The organism is Hymenobacter sp. UV11 (assembly GCF_004684095.1).
GTDB lineage: Bacteria > Bacteroidota > Bacteroidia > Cytophagales > Hymenobacteraceae > Hymenobacter.
This window is the reverse complement of record NZ_SRII01000008.1, coordinates 82,068-101,387: the sequence shown is the minus strand read 5'-3', so window position 1 is coordinate 101,387 and position 19,320 is coordinate 82,068. Positions and strand designations below refer to the sequence as shown.

Annotated in this window: 17 protein-coding genes, 1 other RNA gene and 1 riboswitch; of the genes, 5 read left to right on the top strand and 13 right to left on the bottom strand. The window is 61.2% G+C overall.

Translation table 11 applies throughout. The features are described 5' to 3' along the window. The first annotated feature begins 368 nt into the window (after nucleotides 1–368). On the top strand, nucleotides 369–3,341 hold the full coding sequence (locus E4631_RS16400) for a T9SS type A sorting domain-containing protein (RefSeq protein ID WP_133657936.1): 2,973 nt from the start codon (nucleotides 369–371) through the stop codon (nucleotides 3,339–3,341). Nucleotides 3,342–3,504: 163 nt separating this feature from the next. Here E4631_RS16400 and E4631_RS16395 read toward each other — a convergent pair whose 3' ends face one another. The 11 genes from E4631_RS16395 to ffs form a co-directional block, all read right to left on the bottom strand. Next, nucleotides 3,505–3,786 (bottom strand): TIGR03643 family protein, encoded by a 282-nt coding sequence (locus E4631_RS16395; protein ID WP_133657935.1) that lies wholly within the window; start codon nucleotides 3,784–3,786, stop codon nucleotides 3,505–3,507. 179 nt (nucleotides 3,787–3,965) lie between these two features. Next, nucleotides 3,966–5,423 (bottom strand): amino acid permease, encoded by a 1,458-nt coding sequence (locus tag E4631_RS16390; RefSeq protein ID WP_133657934.1) that lies wholly within the window; start codon nucleotides 5,421–5,423, stop codon nucleotides 3,966–3,968. A 224-nt stretch (nucleotides 5,424–5,647) separates the two neighbouring features. Next, nucleotides 5,648–5,760: riboswitch (SAM riboswitch) on the bottom strand. Between the two features lie 64 nt (nucleotides 5,761–5,824). Beyond that, entirely contained in the window at nucleotides 5,825–6,472 is a 648-nt protein-coding gene (locus E4631_RS16385) for a hypothetical protein (protein ID WP_133657933.1), read from the bottom strand. An 8-nt stretch (nucleotides 6,473–6,480) separates the two neighbouring features. Continuing rightward, the gene (locus E4631_RS16380; RefSeq protein ID WP_133657932.1) at nucleotides 6,481–7,506 is read right to left on the bottom strand and encodes a Gfo/Idh/MocA family protein; all 1,026 of its coding nucleotides are present in this window, start codon (nucleotides 7,504–7,506) and stop codon (nucleotides 6,481–6,483) included. Then, nucleotides 7,506–7,886 (bottom strand): hypothetical protein, encoded by a 381-nt coding sequence (locus E4631_RS16375; protein WP_133657931.1) that lies wholly within the window; start codon nucleotides 7,884–7,886, stop codon nucleotides 7,506–7,508. Before E4631_RS16375 ends, E4631_RS16380 begins: the two co-directional genes overlap by 1 nt. A gap of 27 nt (nucleotides 7,887–7,913) precedes the next feature. Further along, nucleotides 7,914–9,047, bottom strand: a complete 1,134-nt coding sequence (locus tag E4631_RS16370; RefSeq protein ID WP_317129134.1) for a DegT/DnrJ/EryC1/StrS aminotransferase family protein — start codon at nucleotides 9,045–9,047, stop codon at nucleotides 7,914–7,916. A 54-nt stretch (nucleotides 9,048–9,101) separates the two neighbouring features. Continuing rightward, nucleotides 9,102–9,992: a glycosyltransferase family 2 protein gene (locus tag E4631_RS16365; protein ID WP_133657929.1), complete on the bottom strand. Its 891-nt coding sequence runs from the start codon at nucleotides 9,990–9,992 to the stop codon at nucleotides 9,102–9,104. A 17-nt stretch (nucleotides 9,993–10,009) separates the two neighbouring features. After that, the gene (locus tag E4631_RS16360; RefSeq protein WP_133657928.1) at nucleotides 10,010–10,687 is read right to left on the bottom strand and encodes a cell division ATP-binding protein FtsE; all 678 of its coding nucleotides are present in this window, start codon (nucleotides 10,685–10,687) and stop codon (nucleotides 10,010–10,012) included. Nucleotides 10,688–10,695: 8 nt separating this feature from the next. Next, nucleotides 10,696–10,899: a fructose-6-phosphate aldolase gene (locus E4631_RS16355; protein WP_133657927.1), complete on the bottom strand. Its 204-nt coding sequence runs from the start codon at nucleotides 10,897–10,899 to the stop codon at nucleotides 10,696–10,698. Between the two features lie 76 nt (nucleotides 10,900–10,975). Beyond that, nucleotides 10,976–11,632 (bottom strand): fructose-6-phosphate aldolase, encoded by a 657-nt coding sequence (fsa, locus tag E4631_RS16350; protein WP_133657926.1) that lies wholly within the window; start codon nucleotides 11,630–11,632, stop codon nucleotides 10,976–10,978. A 190-nt stretch (nucleotides 11,633–11,822) separates the two neighbouring features. Then, an RNA gene (ffs, locus tag E4631_RS16345) (signal recognition particle sRNA small type) lies at nucleotides 11,823–11,919 on the bottom strand. Nucleotides 11,920–12,217: 298 nt separating this feature from the next. Between ffs and guaA the strand changes: the two genes are divergently transcribed. The 3 genes from guaA to E4631_RS16330 are packed head-to-tail and all read left to right on the top strand — an operon-like array spanning nucleotide 12,218 to nucleotide 15,166. Continuing rightward, entirely contained in the window at nucleotides 12,218–13,765 is a 1,548-nt protein-coding gene (guaA, locus tag E4631_RS16340) for a glutamine-hydrolyzing GMP synthase (RefSeq protein WP_133657925.1), read from the top strand. Between the two features lie 21 nt (nucleotides 13,766–13,786). Then, on the top strand, nucleotides 13,787–14,437 hold the full coding sequence (locus E4631_RS16335) for a DUF4291 domain-containing protein (RefSeq protein ID WP_133657924.1): 651 nt from the start codon (nucleotides 13,787–13,789) through the stop codon (nucleotides 14,435–14,437). Between the two features lie 9 nt (nucleotides 14,438–14,446). Further along, nucleotides 14,447–15,166, top strand: a complete 720-nt coding sequence (locus E4631_RS16330) for a type 1 glutamine amidotransferase (RefSeq protein WP_133657923.1) — start codon at nucleotides 14,447–14,449, stop codon at nucleotides 15,164–15,166. 133 nt (nucleotides 15,167–15,299) lie between these two features. Here the strand turns inward: E4631_RS16330 and dgt are convergent, their stop codons facing one another. Continuing rightward, a complete protein-coding gene (gene dgt / locus E4631_RS16325; RefSeq protein WP_133657922.1) occupies nucleotides 15,300–16,676 on the bottom strand; it encodes a dGTP triphosphohydrolase in 1,377 nt (458 codons plus the stop codon). A gap of 179 nt (nucleotides 16,677–16,855) precedes the next feature. On the opposite strand from dgt, the gene E4631_RS16320 reads away from it, so the two are divergent. Further along, nucleotides 16,856–18,394 carry a glycosyltransferase family 39 protein gene (locus tag E4631_RS16320; protein ID WP_133657921.1) on the top strand — a complete coding sequence of 513 codons (1,539 nt, stop codon included), beginning with the start codon at nucleotides 16,856–16,858 and terminating at the stop codon, nucleotides 18,392–18,394. Between the two features lie 52 nt (nucleotides 18,395–18,446). Here the strand turns inward: E4631_RS16320 and E4631_RS16315 are convergent, their stop codons facing one another. After that, nucleotides 18,447–19,292: a LytTR family DNA-binding domain-containing protein gene (locus tag E4631_RS16315; RefSeq protein ID WP_133657920.1), complete on the bottom strand. Its 846-nt coding sequence runs from the start codon at nucleotides 19,290–19,292 to the stop codon at nucleotides 18,447–18,449. Between the last annotated feature and the right edge of the window lie 28 nt (nucleotides 19,293–19,320).

Sequence of the window (19,320 nt, the reverse complement as noted above, 5' to 3'; positions counted from 1 at the left end):
CGACTCAGAGACTAGGCTAGCGCCCTTTTACAGCGCTAATGCGTGAGGCAGGCGTGAGGTGCTTTTCCTGGCGCTCAGCCCTGGACTTTTTGAATCGCTGGGTAGCAATTGGTTTCCACTTTCTCTTCTTGCCCGGTACTGCTTAAATTAAAGCATACCGTAGTTATAATCACGGATTTATTTTATAAATTGCTATACGCTTAGCGCGATAACTTTTACTCAATATGACCCACATAATGGCTACAACAACTTGATTATGCATGTTTCATACACCGAGTTTCTTACTAATAGAAAACAAGCTGATTAAAAAATTTATTTAAATAATACAACTTATAACATTCGTCCGAATAGACATTTTACCACCAGATATGAAATATTCACTACCTTTTTTTTCCTTCTTACTGCCTTTTTCCTTTGCCAATGGGCTGGCTACGCCAGCTGCGGCGCAGGCCACTACGGCCACGGCGCTCTACGTGAATGACGGCAGTACGAGCGGCGACGTCTTTACGAGCCAGGCCGGGAGCGACGTTTCGGGCGATGGCTCGGCGGCGGCACCTTTTGCGACCGTGGGCCACGCCCTGGCGCTGGCCGATGGCACCACCCAAACCATTTTTATTGATGCCGGCACTTACTCGGAGCGCGTGGTACTCAATAAACCCATCAGCCTGCAAGGCGCGGGCACGGCCACGGCCCGCCCCACCGGCGCCACCATCTTTGACGGCGGGCTGCTGCCAGATGCGACCCAAACCAGCGAAGCCGGCGTGCTGCTGACCGTGGCGGGGGGCACCAGCAGCTCGCCGCTCACCATTGCCGACCTCACGGTGCAGGGTTACGACTTTGGTATTCAGGCCGATGGTGGCCGGGCGCAAGCCTACATTCTGCTTGAAGACGTGGAGGCGGTTCATAACCGGCAACAGGGTATTTTTTGGCGCAGCCTGCAGGGCGTGCAGCACCTCACGTTTCGGCGGGTGCGGGCGGCCTACTCGGCCGAGGGCGCCAACCCCACCACAAATGGGGCGGGCCGGGGCCTGTTTCTCGTCGATGGCCACAAGGCTGATATTCTGATTGAAGACGGGGTATTCGAGTCCAACCGCCGCAACGGTGTGGACGTCAACGACGGCAGCGTGAGCGGCCTGACGGTACGCAACTGCCAGTTTGCCCAGAACCAGGGCGGGGCGCTGGTAGTGCTGGGCGCAGCGGGCGAACGCGCCAGCGACGGCCACTTCACCACCATTGCCGCCCTACTAGAGGGCAATTTCATTCGCAACAATGGCTCTAATGGCCTGGAGCTGAAGGCCTGCACCGGCACCGGCCTGGGGCGCGGCGCCGGCAGCTTCGTGGTGCGCAACAACTACATTGCCCGCACTATCGGCGCGCCTACCAGCCTGAGCGAGGACAACGCTGGCGTGGCCTTTATAGACCGCGACCGCAACGTGATTGCCGCCGGCGGGGGCATCAATGGCGACCTGACAACTGGAGGCGCCTTTGTGCAAAACAATACGATTCGGGGCTACTTAGCCAATGCTACCAGCTCGGGTTACAACATCAATGGGTTTGGCCTGGTGCTGGAGGGCGTGGGCAACAAAGCATTTGGCAACGTGGTGGCGCAGTGCCAGCACGCCATTCAGGTGCAGGACCGCCCGGCGAACAGCCCCGGCTCTACGCCGTTTTTCGACATTAGCCGCAACGGGCTGGTGGTGTCAGCCGGCGACAGCCTGCGCGGCAACCGCCTCGACAGCTGCGCCATCGCCATTCGGGCGGTCAACCTCACCAACCCCATCAATGCCTCGCTAAACTGGCTGGGCGCCACCACGGCCACCGCCGTGCGCGGGGCGGCCGGCACGGGCGGCCTCGTAGTGACGCTGGGCGGCCCGGCCAGCAATTTTGCTGAAAGCGCGGCCCTAGCCCCCACGGGCCTGGTTGACTACTCGCCATGGCTGAACAGCCCCGACGCCGTAGCGGCCGCGGGCGCCCCGCCCCGGCTCGACTACCTGAACGTGGACGCCCGCAGCCCGCAGTCGGCGGCCGAAACGCCGCTGGCCGAAGGCCTGGCCCTGGTAGCAGAGGGCGGCACCCTGAACCTGGAAGCCGCAGCGTACGACGAAAGCATCCGCATCGCCAAAAACCTGACCCTGCACACCACGGGGGCCACCACGCTGCGCGACCTTGCTATGGATGGGATAGGCAAGGCGCTGACGCTGAGTGCGCCCCTCACCATCACCGGCTCGCTCACGCTCACGAATGGCCTGGTGCACACCACGGCCCCTACCCTGCTCACGCTAGCCAACCAGGCCACTTCGACGAGCGGCAGCGCCACCTCGTACGTGGATGGCCCGATGCGCAAAGTGGGGCAGCAGGCCTTTATGTTTCCGCTGGGTAGCAACGGTCACTGGGCGCGCCTGGGCATCTCGGCGCCCGCCGACCCCACCACGGCCTTCACCGCCGAATACGTGGCGGCCGCCTACCCCACCCTCACCGCCGCTGCCCCACTCAGCGAGGTAAGCCAGGTAGAGCACTGGACGCTCGATGGCGCCGGCACGCCCGAGGCCGTGGCGGTGCGCTTGTTTTGGGAAGACGCTTTCCGCAGCGGGCTCGACGACTTCTCGGCCGATGTGCAGGTAGCCAGCTTCACGGGTACGCAGTGGGAAACGGCCGGCAACGGTGGCCTGGACGGCAGCCTGACGGCGGGCTCAGTAGTTTCGGCCCAGCCGATTAGCAGTTTTGGGGTGTTCACGCTGGGGTCGCTTTCGCCAGCGGTTAACCCCCTCTCGGCGCAACTGGTTAACTTCACCGCTAGTCAGCCGCGGCCCAGCGAGGTAGCCCTGACCTGGACCCTAACGGACGAAACCAACACCTACGGCTACGCCGTGGAACGGTCGGCCAACGCCACGCAGTGGCAGCAAATCGGCTTCGTGGCCAGCCAGGGCCTCACCAGCCAGGCGCGCGTCTACACCTACCAGGACCTGTCGGCACAGCAGGCTACCCAGGCTTTTTACCGCCTGCGCCAGTCTACCTCCGCGGGCGGGGCCCGTTATTCGGCGGTAACCTCGGTGGCCCTCACCGGCACTCCCTTAGCCACTACCCCAGCAGCAGCCGCCACATTCGCCATGTACCCCAACCCGGCCAGTGGCTACGTTACGCTGCAACTGCCCACTGCGGCTGGCAGCCTGGCCCAGGTGCTACTCACCGACCTGAGCGGCCGCCCGGTGCTGACCCAAACCCTGCGCGGTGGCCCCCACGTTATCCTCAGCCTGCCGCCTACCCTGGCCAGCGGCATATACTTGCTACAAGTGCAAAGCAGCAGCTTTGCGAGCAAGCCGCAGCGGCTGGTAATTCAGTAGCCTCGTAGCACAGTAGAGGCTGAACCTAAAAAACCGGTTATCCTTGCAAGCATAGCTTGCAAGGATAACCGGTTTTTTGCTACCTCAACCAGACCCATAAGCCGGTCTTTCGCAGCGTGAAATACGCCCGCTTGTACTACCGCCCAGGCAACGGGCCAGGTCTTTAGCTGCGCTTCGAGATTTTATTGCGCGTAATACTGCGCTGCAAATTCGACTTGAACCGGGCGTCATCAACGGCGCTTTTGACTTGGTGCTTGGTGGCGCGGCCCTGCACCCGCTCGCGCCAGCGACGCCAGGAGGCCGGCTTTAGCTCGCGGCGCATGAGGACGATAACTTCCGCTTCGGCCAAGCCAAATTGCGCCAGGATGGCCTCGAAGGGCGTGCGGTCTTCCCAGGCCATTTCGATGATGCGGTCGGTTTGCTGGGCGGTGAGGGGCTGGGTCATAACAGTAGAAAAGCCGCCCCGGCAAACTACCGGGGCGGCTTCCTCACACAAGGCATTTGGGGGCGGAAGTGTTCGCCAAGAAGTCGTTTTTTGGCTCATTTACTCACTGCTGGCACGCAAGCAGTAGCGCGAACTACAAAGGTCGCGCTACTTGCGGGCGATACCCATGCGAACGGCAATTACTCGCTTATTTTACCCTCGGCTGCCTGCCGTAGCTTGCTGTGCTTTTTGCCGTAGCCAAAGTAAATCGCCAGGCCGATGGCCAGCCACACGGCTAGGCGCAGCCAGGTTTCCCAGGGCAGGCTGGCCATCATCACCACGCAGGTGACGATGCCCAGAATGGGCACCAACGGCACCCACGGCGTGCGGAAGCTGCGCGGCGCGTCGGGGTCGGTTTTGCGCAGAATAATGATGCCCAGGCACACCATCACGAAGGCCAGCAGCGTGCCGATGCTCACCATTTCGCCCACGATGTTGATGGGCACGAAGCCCGCAAACACGGCAATGAACGCGCCCAGCAGCAGGTTGGACTGCACCGGCGTGCGGAACTTGGGGTGAATTTTGGAAAAAGCGGGGGGTAGGAGACCGTCTTTCGACATGGAGAAAAACACCCGCGACTGCCCCAGTAAATCGACCAGAATAACCGACGTGTAGCCGATGAGAATGGCCAGAATAATGGCCCCGCTGAGCCAGGCGTAGGGCGTTTTTTCGATGGCGATGGCCACCGGCGCGGCGCTGTTTTTGAACTCGGTATAATTGGCCAGGCCGGTGAGCACGTAGCCGAACAGCACGAACAAAATGGTGCACACCACCAGCGAGCCCAGGATGCCGATGGGCATGTTGCGCTGCGGATTTTTAGTTTCCTGGGCCATGGTGGCCACGATGTCAAACCCGATGAATACGAAGAAGATAACCCCCGCCCCGCGTAAAACACCGCTCCAGCCAAACTCGCCAAACTTGCCGGTATTCGCGGGGATGAAGGGGTGGTAGTTGGCCGGGTCGATGTACTTCCAGCCCAGCGCGATGAACACCAGCACCACCGCCACCTTTAGGGCCACCACCAGCGCATTAAACCACGCCGAGCCCGACGTGCCCCGGATAATAACCGCCGTGATGGCCAGCACCACCAGCATGGCCGGCACGTTGGCGTAGCCGTGCACCACCGAGCCATCGGCCAGCGTGGCCGACTCGAAGGGCGAGAGCACCAGCCGCGCCGGTAGGTGCAGGCCGTATTTCTCCAGAAATTTCAGCAAATACTGCGACCAGCTGATGGCCACCGTGGCGGCGCCCACCGAGTATTCGAGCACGAGGTCCCAGCCGATTATCCAGGCAAATAATTCGCCCATGGTGGCGTAGGAGTAGGTGTAGGCCGAGCCCGCCACCGGCACCAGCGCCGCAAACTCGGCGTAGCACAGGGCCGAAAACGCGCAGCCCACCGCCGCCACCACGAAGGAGAGCGTCACGGCCGGCCCCGCGTGGTTGGCCGCCGCCAGGCCGGTGAGCGAAAACAGCCCCGCCCCAATAATAACCCCAATTCCCAACGCAATGAGGCTAAAGCCGTTGAGGGTGCGCTTGAGGGTGCCCGCGCCCGACTCGGCCGCTTCCTGCCGCAGCAGCTCCAGTGATTTTTTCAGCATAAACTAACGTGGCGCGGAGGACTACTCCGTGCTTGTAACGACTTGCCTGCCCGGTGCGCATTCGCGCCCAGCCAGCCTCGGTCAACCCTCTAAAAAATGAATAAAACGTGCCGCCGCACCGCTGGCTTTCAGCAACAACAGCCTACCCCCCACCGCCGGCCACACGGGGCAGCAACGGCAAAAAAACTATGGTAACCGGGCGGAAAAGCAGAATGAGCCACTGGCTTTTATAGAGGCCACCATAGTTTGGCGGCCGGTTCGGTTGGCACCGTTCCGCGCGGGGGCGGGGGTTGCCGGCGCGTCGCAGAGCCTATCTCTCAGCGCCTCTTTATAAAAACAAGCGGGGCCGGGTAGGCCTGCTCGACGGAGCAAAGGTACGGCCGAATGTGGGTTTGGTGAGCCTAGGCGGGCAGGCCGCCCTGCTCCCAGGTCGCTAGCTCGGCTTGTAGGTTGCGCCGGGCCGGCGCGTCGAGCTCGGCGCGGAGACTCGACGTGTGAAAAAGCACCGGCGCGGCAAGCAGCTTGGCCAGCACCTGGCGGCGGCCGGGGCGGTAGAGCAGGTCAGGCACGAGGCGGTACTCGCGGCGCACCTGGCGGGCATAGTCCCAATACGCCGCTTCGGGGGCGCCCAGGATGCTGAGGTCGGCGTCCAAGAACAGGAGTAAATCTGCGTCGTCGGGCGGCTGGGGCTGGGTGTGGTCCTGGGTGCGGCGGATGAGGTCGGCCACGCGGGCCTGGCGGGCGGGTTCGAGGCTGGTTTCTTGCAGAAAATGCAGGGCCCAGTCGGCGCTTTTAGCCTCGTTATCGTGCCGCAGGGCGCTGTACACGGCATCGTGGTACCAGATGGCCAGGTTGAGCACCGTCGCATCCTGCACCGGGAAGCGGGCTATGTGCGCCAGCAGATTAGCGATGTGCGCCAGGTTATGGTAGTGCCGGCTGGTGGCCGAGTAGGCGCCGACCAGCCGTTGGTACTCGGCTTCGCGGCGGGCGTAGTCGGGCAGCAGCGGGGTAAGGAGGGCGTGCCAGTGGGCGGCCAGGTCAGCGTTCATACGGCAAGTTAGCGCAGGGCGTAAATGCGCTCGATTATCTCCACCACTTTCAGGCCTTCGAGGGTGTTGGTGGTGGCGACGCCATGTTTTTGGAGCGTATCGACCACGTTGTCAATCACCTGCACATGGTTGGCGGCCGAGCCCTGGTAGGGGCCGTAGTCGTTGGCGGGGTTGGTGGGCGGCAGGGGGGGTAGGGCGTAGTCTTGCAGGTGGCAATACTCGACTTTATCGAGGTACTGGCCACCGATTTTGAGCGAGCCGCGCTCGGCCACCACCGTCAGGGAGCTTTCGAGGTTGCGGTCCCACACGGCGGTGCTGTAGCTGAGCGTGCCGCTACCCCCCCGCACGAGGTCGAAGGTGACCAAGCCGCTGTCTTCAAACTCGGTAATGCCCTGATGCGTGAAGTCTCGAAAGCGGGCAGCGATGTTGGTAATATCACCAAAAACCCAGTAGAGCAAATCCACGAAGTGGCTGAACTGCGTGAAGAGCGTGCCGCCATCCAGGGCCTGCGTGCCCTTCCAGCCGCCGGCCTGGTAGTAGCGCGCATCGCGGTTCCAGAAGCAGCTGAGCTGCACCAGAAACACCTCGCCCAGCCGGCCCTCGTCGTGCACCTGCTTGAGCCAGGCGGCGGGCGGCGAATAGCGGTTTTGCATCACGCCAAAGACGAGCCGGCCGGTTTGCAGGGCCGTGTGCATGATTAGCTCGGCGTCGGTTTTGCGCAGGGCGATGGGTTTTTCGACCACCACGTGCAGGCCGGCGCGCAGACCCGCCACGGCCTGCGGGGCGTGCAGGCCGTTGGGCGTGGCCACGGTGAGCACGTCGGCGGCGGGGCCGCTTTGCAGGTATTCTTCCAGGGAAAGGAAAAACGGCACGCCGGGAAACTCGGCTGCTAGGCCGGCGCGTAGCTCGTCGCGCACGTCAATCAGCGCAACGAGGCTAGCCCCAGCGTGGCGCGCCACCAGCGCCGCGTGGCGCCGGCCGATGTGGCCCACGCCACAAATGGCGAAGCGAACGGAGGAAGGATTTGCTTGCATTAAAAAAGTCGACCAGTTCTGTACAAGTACAGTAATCCGCGCCCAACTACAAGCAAGAAGGGAATAATTGCCAAACAAAATATTATTTCTGGCAGCCTTGACTTAATTCCATGCTGGAGTCGCTTTTTTAACAAGAAAATTTCACCCATTAAACCCATTACAAACACGGCAACACTACCTCCTAATAGAATAAATGAGTCATGTGTTTGTGAAGCATAGATTGCCTTATCAGATACGGCAACGTGCTTGGCTTGTGCGTAGCGGTGAACTAACTGAACCCAATATTGCCCAATATCATCGGCTGTTTTCAGTAGAAGACTATAAAAAATCATGAGTGCTACTAGCGATAACCCAAACCAAAATTCTTTATACTTCACCATTTAGACAACTCGCTCAATCAAGGGATTTTAGAATAAACTAGCGATAACTTGGTCGATTATATATGCTACCTGCTCCCCATTAAGCCCCGGATGCACAGGTAGCGACAGCACCTGCTGACACAGCCGCTCGGCCACCGGAAAATCGCCAACTTGGTAGCCCAGGTACGCATATGCAGGCTGCGCGTGCACCGGCAGGGGGTAGTAAATGGCGCTAGGAATACTATGCGCTTGTAAATGCGCCCGCAACGCATCGCGCCTACCCCCTCCTTCCACCGTGATGGTGTACTGGTGAAACACATGGCTGCTGCGCGGGTCGCGGGCCGGAATTTGCAGGCCGGGCACCGTACTCAGCGCCGCATCATAGCGGGCGGCCACGGCCTGGCGGGCAGCCTGGGCGGCCGGCAAGTGCCGCAGCTTCACGCGTAGCAGGGCGGCTTGCAGGGTGTCGAGGCGCGAGTTGAGGCCGATACACTGGTGATGGTATTTCTGGCTCTGGCCGTGGTTGGCGAGCTGCTGGAGCAGCGTGGCGCGGGCCGCGTCGCGGGTGAAGAGCGCGCCACCGTCGCCGAGGCAGCCCAGGTTTTTGCTGGGGAAGAAGGAGGTGGTACCCACTTCGCCCACCGTGCCGGCGTAGGCCGTACTACCGCTGGCAAAAGTAAAGGTGGCGCCCAGCGCCTGGGCATTGTCCTCAATCAAAGCCACGCCAGCCGCTTGGCAAATAATAGTTAATTGTTCTAAATCAGCGCATTGCCCAAATAAATGCACCGCTACCACGGCCCCGGTGCGCGGCGTGAGGGCCGCCCGCACCGCCGCCGGGTCCACGTTGAAGGTATCGGGTAGCACGTCTACCAAAACCGGTTCCAGCCCCAGCAGCGCGGCGGCCTCCAGCGTGGCCACGTAGGTGAAGGCGGGCACGATGACCTCGGTGCCGGGGGGTAGGGCCAGGCTTAGGAGCGCCAGCGTGAGGGCGTCGGTGCCGTTGGCGCAGGGCACCACGTGCGCGCCGCCCAGGTGCGCACCCAGCTCGGCGGCAAACGCGCCCACGGCCGGCCCCTGAATGAACGCGGCTTGCTGCACGGTATCGCGCCAGGCGGCATCCAGCTCGGCCTGGTAGGCGGCGTGCTCGGCAGCAAGGTCAAGCAACTGAATGGGCGGCAACAAGGGCAAGTAGCTGAAATAAGGGCAGAAACCAAAGATACTGGCCGGTCGACGGGCTTATTTCTCGCGTAGCAGCCAGAACAGCTTGAGAGCATCCAGCGCCCGGAGCGATGGCTTAGCACTCAGCAGGTTGCGCCGCAGCAGCGGCGCGCAAAGCGTGAGCGCGGCGCGCACCCCAGCCCCCAGCCAGAGGCGACGCAGGCGCTGGGCAGCCTGCACCAGTCGGCTATCGGTGCCCAACCCACGTTGGTGCAGCAGGTAGGCGAGGTTATGCACCGCCTGCTCCGACTTTTGCAAGAAGGCGGCTGCCGTTTCCAGGCCCGCGTGTAGCACGGGGTTGGCCAGGTGGTGCACGGGCACGCCCGCGCCGGCCAGCTGCCAGCCCAGCTTGGTGTCTTCGTGGCCGTAGCCGCGCAGGCTTTCATCGAACGGAAAACGCCGGAGCAATGCGCTGCTTAGCAGTAGGTTATTTACCAGCAGCTGGTCGTAGGGCGCGGCCTGGCGCTGGGCCAGCGACCGGACTTCGCGCTGCCGGCCATACAGCCAGCGCAGGCGCAGCGCGGGGTCGGCGGGGGGCTGCGCGGCATAGCTTACGCCGCCCGCCAGCACGGGGGCCCGCCCCACGGCCGCGTGGTAGCGCGCTATAAATTTATTATCGAGCAACTGGCTGGTATTATCCAGCAGCAGCAGCCAATTGTAGCTGGCACTGGACGCCAGCCGGTTGCGAATGGCCGCCCGGCCCACATTGGCCGGCAACTCCTCGTACCATACGCCGCCCAGATTACCCAGCGGCCGGTTTTTTACTCGATATTCTTCTTTCGATTTATCATCCAACAGCCTGATTTCCACTTCCCCAGGCCAGTCGCTGGCCTGGCGGCACAAACTGCCGATGAGCGCAGTCACGTCGCGGTTGAAAACGGGAATCAGAATGGACAGACCGGCTCGCATGGGCAGAGGCGGGTAGACTAGCGCGAGCCCGAGTCCAGCAGCGCCCCGTCTTGGCACGTCAGCACGCGGTGCGGGTATTTTTCGAGCAGCTGAAAATTGTGCGTTGCCATGAGAATGGCGGTACCCGCGTGATTTATTTCCGCAAACAGGGCCATGATGCCGTCGGCCACTTCGGGGTCGAGGTTGCCGGTGGGCTCGTCGGCCAGCAGCAGCGTGGGCTCGTTGAGCAGGGCGCGCGCTATCACTACGCGCTGCTGCTCGCCGCCCGAGAGGCGGTGCGGCATCCGGCCCCCTACCCCACTCAGGCCTACTTGCATCAGCACTTCCTGCACGCGCTGCTGCTTGCGGGCCTTGCCGCGCCAGCCAGTGGCGTTCAACACAAAAAGCAGGTTTTCGCCCACGGTGCGGTCGCTCAGCAATTGAAAATCCTGAAATACTATTCCCAGCCGACGGCGCAGATACGGCACCTTGCCGGGGGGTAGGCGCTCCAGGTCAAAGCCCGCCACGGTGCCCGCGCCCACCTGCAGCGGCAGGTCGGCGTAGAGAGTTTTGAGCAGCGACGACTTGCCGGACCCGGTGCGCCCCACCAGGTACACAAATTCGCTCTTTTCCAGCCCAAACGACACGCGCTCCAGCACCGCCCGCTCTTCCTGGGTAACGGTAACGCCTTGCAATTCAACTACTGGCTCGGACATAGCTCAGGTTATAGTTCTAGTTTGCGGAGTTTTCCAAATTCCAGCTCCGCAATAACGGCGGCCAGCGGTACCTCTTGGCCTTCGAGGCCGTAGCGGTGCAGGTCCTTGAGCGGCCGGTCGGCCCGGAAATAGGCAATCAACACGAAATTCTCATCGCGCAACTGGATATAATCCGGGATTTTAGCCTTGCCTTTTACTTTAATGATGTACACGGAATGTAGGGTAAGCTTTAGCTTGCCAAGGAGTAGTTTACTTTAAAAACGGCAAGCTAAAGCTTACCCTACACGTTTACGCGTTTACCTTTTTGTGGTCGGCCAGGAAGGTGGCCAGGCCCTTATCGGTCAGTGGGTGGTTGAGCAGGCCGGTAATGACGTTGAGCGGGCAGGTTACTACGTCGGCGCCCAGCTCGGCGCATTGGATGAGGTGCGGCACGTGGCGCACGCTGGCGGCCAGCACTTCGGTAGCGTAGCCGTAGTTAGCAAAAATCTCAATAATCTGAGCAATCAGTCCCAGGCCATCGGCCCCGATATCATCTAGGCGGCCCACGAAGGGCGACACGTAGGTAGCGCCGGCCTTGGCGGCCAGCAGGGCCTGCCCGGCCGAGAAAATGAGCGTGCAGTTGGTACGAATACCCTTGTCGCTGAAATACTTGATGGCTTTAACGCCCTCCTTAATCATGGGCACTTTCACCACGATATTGGGGTGCAGGTCGGCCAGGGCCTCGCCCTCGCGGATGATGCCCTCGTAGTCGGTGGCAATTACCTCGGCCGACACGTCGCCGTCCACGATATCGCAGATGGCCTGGTAGTGCGCCATCACGGCGTCGGTACCTCGAATGCCTTCCTTGGCCATCAGCGAGGGGTTGGTGGTCACGCCGTCAAGCACGCCGAGGTCAACGGCTTCCTGAATTTCGGCCAGGTTGGCCGTATCGATGAAAAACTTCATTTGTAAGCGGTTAGCTAATATAATCGTCTGTCATGATGAGCACTCCATCTCTGCTCTTTGCGCAGGATGTTGCCCTCGCAAGGACAGACGTTTTTTGTGACAATCCAAAAAAGAAAGCCGGCCCAAAGCTACGCGCTGCCTACCTAAACTCGGCAGAAAAGCGCGGCTCGGGGCCGGCTGGAAAAGACAAAAAAAAGCGAGCCAAAATCGCACCGCTCAACCACCTACCCTTGCTGCCTTCCGGCCCTGGGGGAGTTCAGTAGGAGCTGGTCGTTCTGACTCGCCGGTACAAAGATAGACCGCAGATTTTAACGGATTAAACTGATTTCGCAGATACGGCGCTGGCGCGCCCGGTTTTACTTGTTGGTTAGGGAGTTATTGGGTAAAAATAAATTTTTTCCGTGCTAGTGCGGCAATAAAAAGCTGGGTTGGCCGCGCCGACGGGGCCGAAACGGGGGTACTTTTGCACCCACTTTTACCTAGTTTGGCCGGAGCAGCTACGCTTGACTAGCCCCGTGTTTTGGGCAAGCGTAGCCAGGCGGCTTGCCGCCGCATCCGTGCCATTCCTTAAATCCGTTTGAATCTGTGGAGCAAATTCTGATTCTGGACTTCGGTTCGCAGTACACGCAGCTCATCGCCCGGCGCATTCGCGAGCTGCACGTCTTCTGCGAAATCCACCCCTATACCCACGCCCCCCAGCTGGCCGAGCGCATTAGCGCCGGCGACCTGCGGGGCGTTATTCTTTCGGGCTCGCCCTGCTCGGTGCGCGACGCCGACTCGCCCAACCCCGATTTGAGCGGCATTCTGGGCCGGGTGCCGGTGCTGGGTATTTGCTATGGCGCGCAGCTGCTGGCCCAGCAGGGTGGCGGCGAAGTGCTGCCGGCTACTATTCGCGAGTATGGCCGGGCGCGGCTCACGAGCCTCGACGAGGCTTCGCCGCTGCTCACTGGCCTGCACCTCGACACGCAGGTGTGGATGTCGCACGGCGATACTATTAAGTCCCTACCCCCCTCTTATAAGGTAATCGCCGGCACGCCCGAGGTGGCGGTGGCCGCCTACCAGCTGCCGGGCCAGGACACCTACGGCATCCAGTTTCACCCCGAGGTGACGCACTCGACGAAGGGCAAGCAATTGCTCGAAAACTTCGTGGTGGGCATCTGCGGCTGCAGCCAAAGCTGGACGCCTGAGCACTTCGTGGACTCGATGGTGGAGGCGCTGCAAACGACCATCGGCCCCGACGACCAGGTGATTCTGGGCCTCTCGGGGGGGGTAGACAGCAGCGTGGCGGCGCTGCTGCTGCACCGCGCCATTGGCCCGCGCCTGCACGGCATTTTTGTCGATAACGGCCTACTGCGGCAGGATGAGTTTGCCTCGGTGCTGAAGGCCTACGAGGGCCTGGGCCTGAACGTGACCGGCGTGCGGGCCGCCCCCGAGTTCTATGCCGCGCTTGAGGGACTAAGCGACCCTGAGCAGAAGCGCAAGGCCATCGGCCGCACCTTTATTGAGGTATTCGACCGCGAGGCGCAGAAAGTGGACGGTGCGCGCTGGCTGGCCCAAGGCACCATTTACCCTGATGTGATTGAGTCGGTTTCGGTGCACGGCGGGCCGGCCGTGACCATCAAGAGCCACCACAACGTGGGCGGCCTGCCCGAGAAGATGAACCTCAAAATAGTGGAGCCGCTGCGCATGCTCTTCAAGGATGAGGTGCGCGAAGTGGGCGCCGCGCTGGGCTTGCCCGGCGAGATTCTCAACCGTCACCCCTTCCCCGGCCCCGGCCTGGGCATCCGCATCCTGGGCGACATCACGCCCGAAAAAGTGGACTTGCTGCAGCGCGCCGACGCCGTATTCATCAACCTGCTGAAAGAGCGCGGCCTCTACGAGCAGGTGTGGCAGGCCGGCGCCATGCTGCTACCCGTGCAAAGCGTGGGCGTGATGGGCGACGAGCGCACTTACGAGCGCGTAGTAGCCCTGCGCGCCGTGACCAGCGTAGACGGCATGACCGCCGACTGGGCTCACCTACCCTACGACTTCCTGGCTGACGTGAGCAACCGCATCATCAACCAGGTGCGCGGCATCAACCGCGTGGTGTATGATATTTCGAGCAAGCCGCCCGCTACAATCGAATGGGAGTAAGAGTGCATTCCACAGTAGGCCATGACAATCAGCACGGAGCCTTATAACTCTTCTCACCAGCACTTACCGGCAAATGGGCAGCATATTGTTGCTCATCAAACCGCAAGTCAGATAGTTGTTTATCAGGCTTATAACTCTACTATTGCGCAGTTTGCCGTTGAGAACCAATTTTTAGGGGGCAGCGGTTTTAGCTACGGCCGCATGTCGTGGATTAAGCCTAATTTCTTGTGGATGATGTATCGCTGCGGCTGGGCTAGTAAGGCAAACCAGGAGCGGGTACTGGCGCTGTGGCTCGATAAAACAGCTTTTGAAGAGATTTTAATCCAAGCCGTGTTCTCGACTTTTACGGCCGGGAATTATGAATCATCTGAGGTATGGAAGCAGGAGTTGGCCACCAAAAACGTGCGGCTGCAGTGGGACCCCGACCATAATCCCTACGGCGACAAGCTTATCCGGCGCGCCTTACAATTGGGTCTTAAAAACGACGCGCTGGAACTGTTTGGTAAGCAGCAAGTCTCGCGCATTGAAGACGTTACGGAATTTGTGCAACAGCAAAAAATGCACGTGGATAATCGGCAGCTAGCGCAATTGTACATTCCTCTGGAAAGGGTATATACCGTAACAGATGCTGCTTTGGGACAGAAAATTGGTGTCACGTCCCTAGCCACTTAGGCTCATTTCATGCGCTTTCATTGCCTCCAACACCTGCCCGACGAAGGCCCCGGCCACGCGGCCGAGTGGCTGGCGGCGCATGGCCACCCGCTCACGTTTACGCGGCTGTTCGAGCCCTACCCCACCTTTCCGGCGCTGAGCGAGTTTGATGGCCTGCTGATTCTGGGCGGGGCGATGAGCGTGCACGACGAGGCCGAATTTCCTTGGCTGGTGGCGGAAAAGGCTTTTTTGCGCGAGGTGCTGCGGGCGGGTAAGCTCACGCTGGCCATTTGCCTGGGCGCGCAGCTGGTGGCGCAGGCGCTGGGCGGCGAGGTGCGTCGTAACCCAGCGCCGGAAATCGGCTTCTGGACGGTGCGCTTCGCGGCCAAAGCGCTTACGCACCCGCTGCTGCGCGGCTGGCCCGACAAGGCCACGGTGCTGCACTGGCACGTCGATACATTTACGGTGCCGCCGGGCGCGGTGCGGGTGGGCATGTCGGCGGGTTGCGCGGTGCAGGGCTACGTGCGGGGCGACGGTATTATCGGCCTCCAGTTTCACCCTGAAATGACGGAGGATATGGTGAAAAAGCTCATGGCTTTCGAAGGCCACGAAACGGCTGAAGAAGCTGAGTTCGTGCAAACGGCGACGCAGATTCGCGGCAAGCTGAAATCAGTGTGGAAGGGCCGAATGCTGCTGGAGACGCTGCTGGAAAATATGGTGGCGCTACACGAAAGCGAGACCACTGATTAGCACGAATTTTACCGGATTTCACGGATTTTGTGGAAGGCTCCTTTGAGCTATATCATAATACCCAATTCGGCGTTGAAAAGACAATCGTCCACAAAATCCGTGAAATCCGGTAAAATTCGTGCTAATCAGTGGTCTAGAAACCTTTCGGCAGCTCAATCCCTTTAATCGTTTTGTACAAGCTCAGCGCGTGCTGGTCGGTCATGCCGGCCACGTAGTCGGTGAGCAGCAGAATTTGCTCGTAGGGCGAGGCGCCGGCTTGCGGGCCGATGGCCCGGAATTGAGGGGGTAGCAAGTCGAGCAGCTTGCGCGAGCGATGGTTGCTTTTCGAATCGAAAATGGCGCACAGAAAAGCGTCGAGCAGGCCGCCGAGCACTTCGAAGCCGGCGGCTTCAATTTCGAGGACCGGGCGCGAGCGGTAAAGCTTGTCCACGCTTAATTGCTGGATTTCTTGCAGAAACTCGTAGCCGGTCAGTTCCTTCACCAATGAGGCATCGTAGGTGCCGGCCAGGATGGCGGGCGCGTGCTGGGCAAAGCGGGTCGCGGTTTCGTCCACGAGCTGGCCGATGAGCGTGGCGCGCAGGTAGCCCAGCTCCTCCTGCCAATCGCGCCACTCCAGGCCGCTGCTGCCAGTGCTTTTGGGGCGGGCGTTGGGGGCGGTGGCGCGCAGCTCGCGCAGTAGGGCCAGGCCGCGCTCGTGGTCGATAAGGCCGAGCTTGAGGCCATCTTCGAAGTCGATGATACGGTAGCAGATGTCGTCGGCCGCTTCAACCAGAAAGGCCAGCGGGTGGCGGTGGTAGAAGCCGGCCGGGGCGTCTTTGGGCAGTAGTCCCAGCTCTTCGGCCACGAGCTTGAAGCGGGAGTTCTCGGCCTGAAAATGACCGTATTTCTTCTCACTGGCGCCATTTTGCTTTTTGTCGGCCTTGACAATGGATGGGCGCGGGTACTTGGTAAATGCGCCGAGCGTGGCGTAGGTCAGCCCCAGGCCGCCCGAGCCGCTGCTGAGCGCCGGGTAGGTGTGGGTGAGAATGCGAAAGCCGGCCGCATTGCCTTCAAAATGCTGTAAATCAAACTGCTCGGCGGCGCTTAGCTCTTTACTAAACCTTGCCGCCGCTTCCGACGCGAAGTAGGCCGAAATGGCATCTTCGCCCGAATGGCCAAAGGGCGGGTTGCCGATGTCGTGGGCCAGGCAGGCCGACGCCACAATGTCGCCGCAGTCCTGAGCAAAGTCGGGCAGCTCGCGGGCAATGTCGGGGTCGTTTTCGAGCACGCGGCGGGCCGAGAGGCGGCCCAGTGAGCGGCCCACGCAGGCGGTTTCGAGCGAGTGCGTGAGGCGGGTGTGCACGAAATCGGTTTCGGGCAGCGGCATTACCTGGGTTTTGCGCTGCAAGCGCCGGAATGCCGAGGAGAACACTACCCGGTCATAATCGGCCAGGTAGGGCGAGCGGCCGGGGGTAGGCACCCCGGCGGGGCGGTCGGGGTAGCGGCGGGTAGAGAGCAGGCGGGACCACATTTTTTAGTGAGCAGAGAATAGTGAGCAGTAGGCGATAAACTACGCCTGTCATTGCGAGCTTGCGAAGCAATCACACCCGAATTAAACTCGCACAACTCGTGCAGGTGCGATTGCTTCGCAAGCTCGCAATGACAGACGGGTTCATTGCTCATTACTCACTGTTCATTGCTCACTGCTAATTGAAAAATCGCCTACCCCTCCTTTTCGCCCTGCTCAAGTTCGTATCGGGCCTGCTGCTGGCCGGCTACGGCACCTACGAGCTGCACCGCGACGAATACCTCTACCTCGACTACGGCCACCACCTGGCTTGGGGCTACATCGAGGTGCCGCCCCTCACGGCGCTGCAAAGCTGGCTGACGCTGGCGCTGGGCGGCGGCTTTTTCTGGGTGAAATTCTGGCCGCTGCTGTGGGGTAGCGGCACTATTTACGTGGTGGTGCGGCTGGCGCGGCGGCTGGGCGGCGGGCCGTGGGCGCAGGCGCTGGCGGGCGTGTGCTACCTCACCACGGCCTACGGGCGGCTCAACCTGCTCTTCCAACCCAATGCGTTCGAAGTATTTATCTTTACGCTGGGCACTTACCTACTGGTGCGGTACATGCAGCCCGATGGCCGGCCGCGCCACTTGTATTGGCTGGGGTTGGTGCTGGGCCTGGGTATTTTAAACAAGTACACGACATTCTTTTTTGGGGCGGCCGTGCTGGCGGCGCTGCTGGTAGTGGCACCGCGCACGTTTGGGCGGCGGCCCATTTGGCTGGCGGCGGGCATTGCCCTGCTGGTGGCCGCGCCCACGCTGGGCTGGCAGCTAGCGCATGGCCTACCCTTTCGGCACCACATGGCGTTGCTGCACGACACGCAGCTGGTGCACGTAACGGCCGCTGGCTTTTGGAAAGAGCAGCTGCTGTTGTGCTTCGCGGCGCTGCTGATATGGGTGCCGGGGCTGTGGGCCGCCCTGCGCGGGCGGCCCGCGGCCGCCACCCGCATAGTAGGACTGGTGTACGTGGTGGGGTTGCTGACTCTGACCATCTTACATGGCAAAAGCTACTATGGCCTGGGCTACTACCCGGCGCTGTTTGCGGTGGGCGCGGTGTGGTGGCAGGCGCAGCTGGCGCACCGGCCGGGCCTGCGCGCAGCGCTGCTGGGGCTGCCCGTGCTGCTATGGGCGCCCATTGTACGCGATATTTTCCCGGTGCTGTCGCCGGCTGCGATGGCGCAGCTCAGCCAGCGGCCTATCCACCAAAAGCTGGGCCTCAACCGCTGGGAAGATGGCGAGGTGCACCCCCTACCCCAGGATTTTGCCGATATGCTGGGCTGGCAGGAGCTGGCCGATAAAACCTGGCTCGCCTACCAGGCCCTGCCGGACTCGACACGGGCCCGCACGCTCATCAAGTGTGATAACTACGGCCAGGCCGGCGCCATCAACTACTACAACCGGGGCCGAGCCATGTCCGCCGCCACTAGCTTCAATGGCAGCTATTTATACTGGTTTCCGCAGTGGCCGGCGCGGCCCTACCGGCACGCGCTGCTAGTGGGCGAGGGCGACCCGGCCGCGCTGGCGCCGTACTTTCAGTCGTTTCAGAAAGTAGGCGAAATCACGAATCCCTACGCCCGCGAGCGCGGCACGACCATTTACCTGGGCACCGGCCCTACCCCCGCCCTGCTGGCCCGCGCCGCCGCCGAGCATAAGGCAGAGTTGGCCGCCTGGGAAGGCGAGGTGAAGTAAGAGAATCAACCGCTTAGCTTTCACGCACTTCCCAACTTATTTATCCCTACCCCTATCTATCGAGCCAACTTTTGAAGACGCTTACTTTTTCGCGGCTCACCAGCACGGGGCCTTCGCTTTCGGGCGGGGCGGGCTTGAGGATGGTTTGCAGGCGCGAATTGGTGTAGTGAATGATGTCGGCGATGGCAGATTGCTGCGCCAGGAAGGCCCGGTTGAGGCGGAAGAACCGGGCCGGGTCGAGTAGACCTTCTAGCTGCTCCATCGTGTAGTCTACCACGTACTTACGGCCGTCGGTGCTTTGCAGCAGAGTCGTTTTTTCGAGGCTAAAAAAGTAGGCTGCCTGCTCCACGGGCACCACTTTGAGATGCTCGCCTACGCGCACCACGAATTGCGTTTTGTAGTTGGCCGTGGGCGCGGGCTGGCGCAATTGCTGAATGAGCGCCGCCAAAGTTGCGGCGTCCAAGGCCGGTACATCAGCACTTTTTGTGCTGGAAACCGAACTTTTTATACTAAAATTAGGGGTTTGGCTGGCTGATGTACTTAATCGCTGCATCAGCTTGGCCACTGCGCCGCGCAATTCTTCCTCATCAATCGGCTTGAGCAGGTAATCGACGCTGTTGACCTTGAAAGCGCGCAGGGCGTACTGGTCGTAGGCGGTGGTGAAAATGACCGGGCAGGTAATTGTCACTTGCTCAAATAGCTCAAAGCTCAGCCCATCGGCCAGGTGAATATCGAGAAAGAGTACGTCGGGCGCGGGGCCGGCTTGCAGCAGGGCCACGGCCTGCGCCACCGACTCGGCCGGGCCGAGTATCTCGAAAGGCACGGCCTGCTTGTGCAGCAGGTTGGTGAGGCGGCGGGCGGCCAGCGGCTCATCTTCCACAAGTAAGGCTCGGAGCATCAGGTAGTTATTTTGCAAATAAAATGAC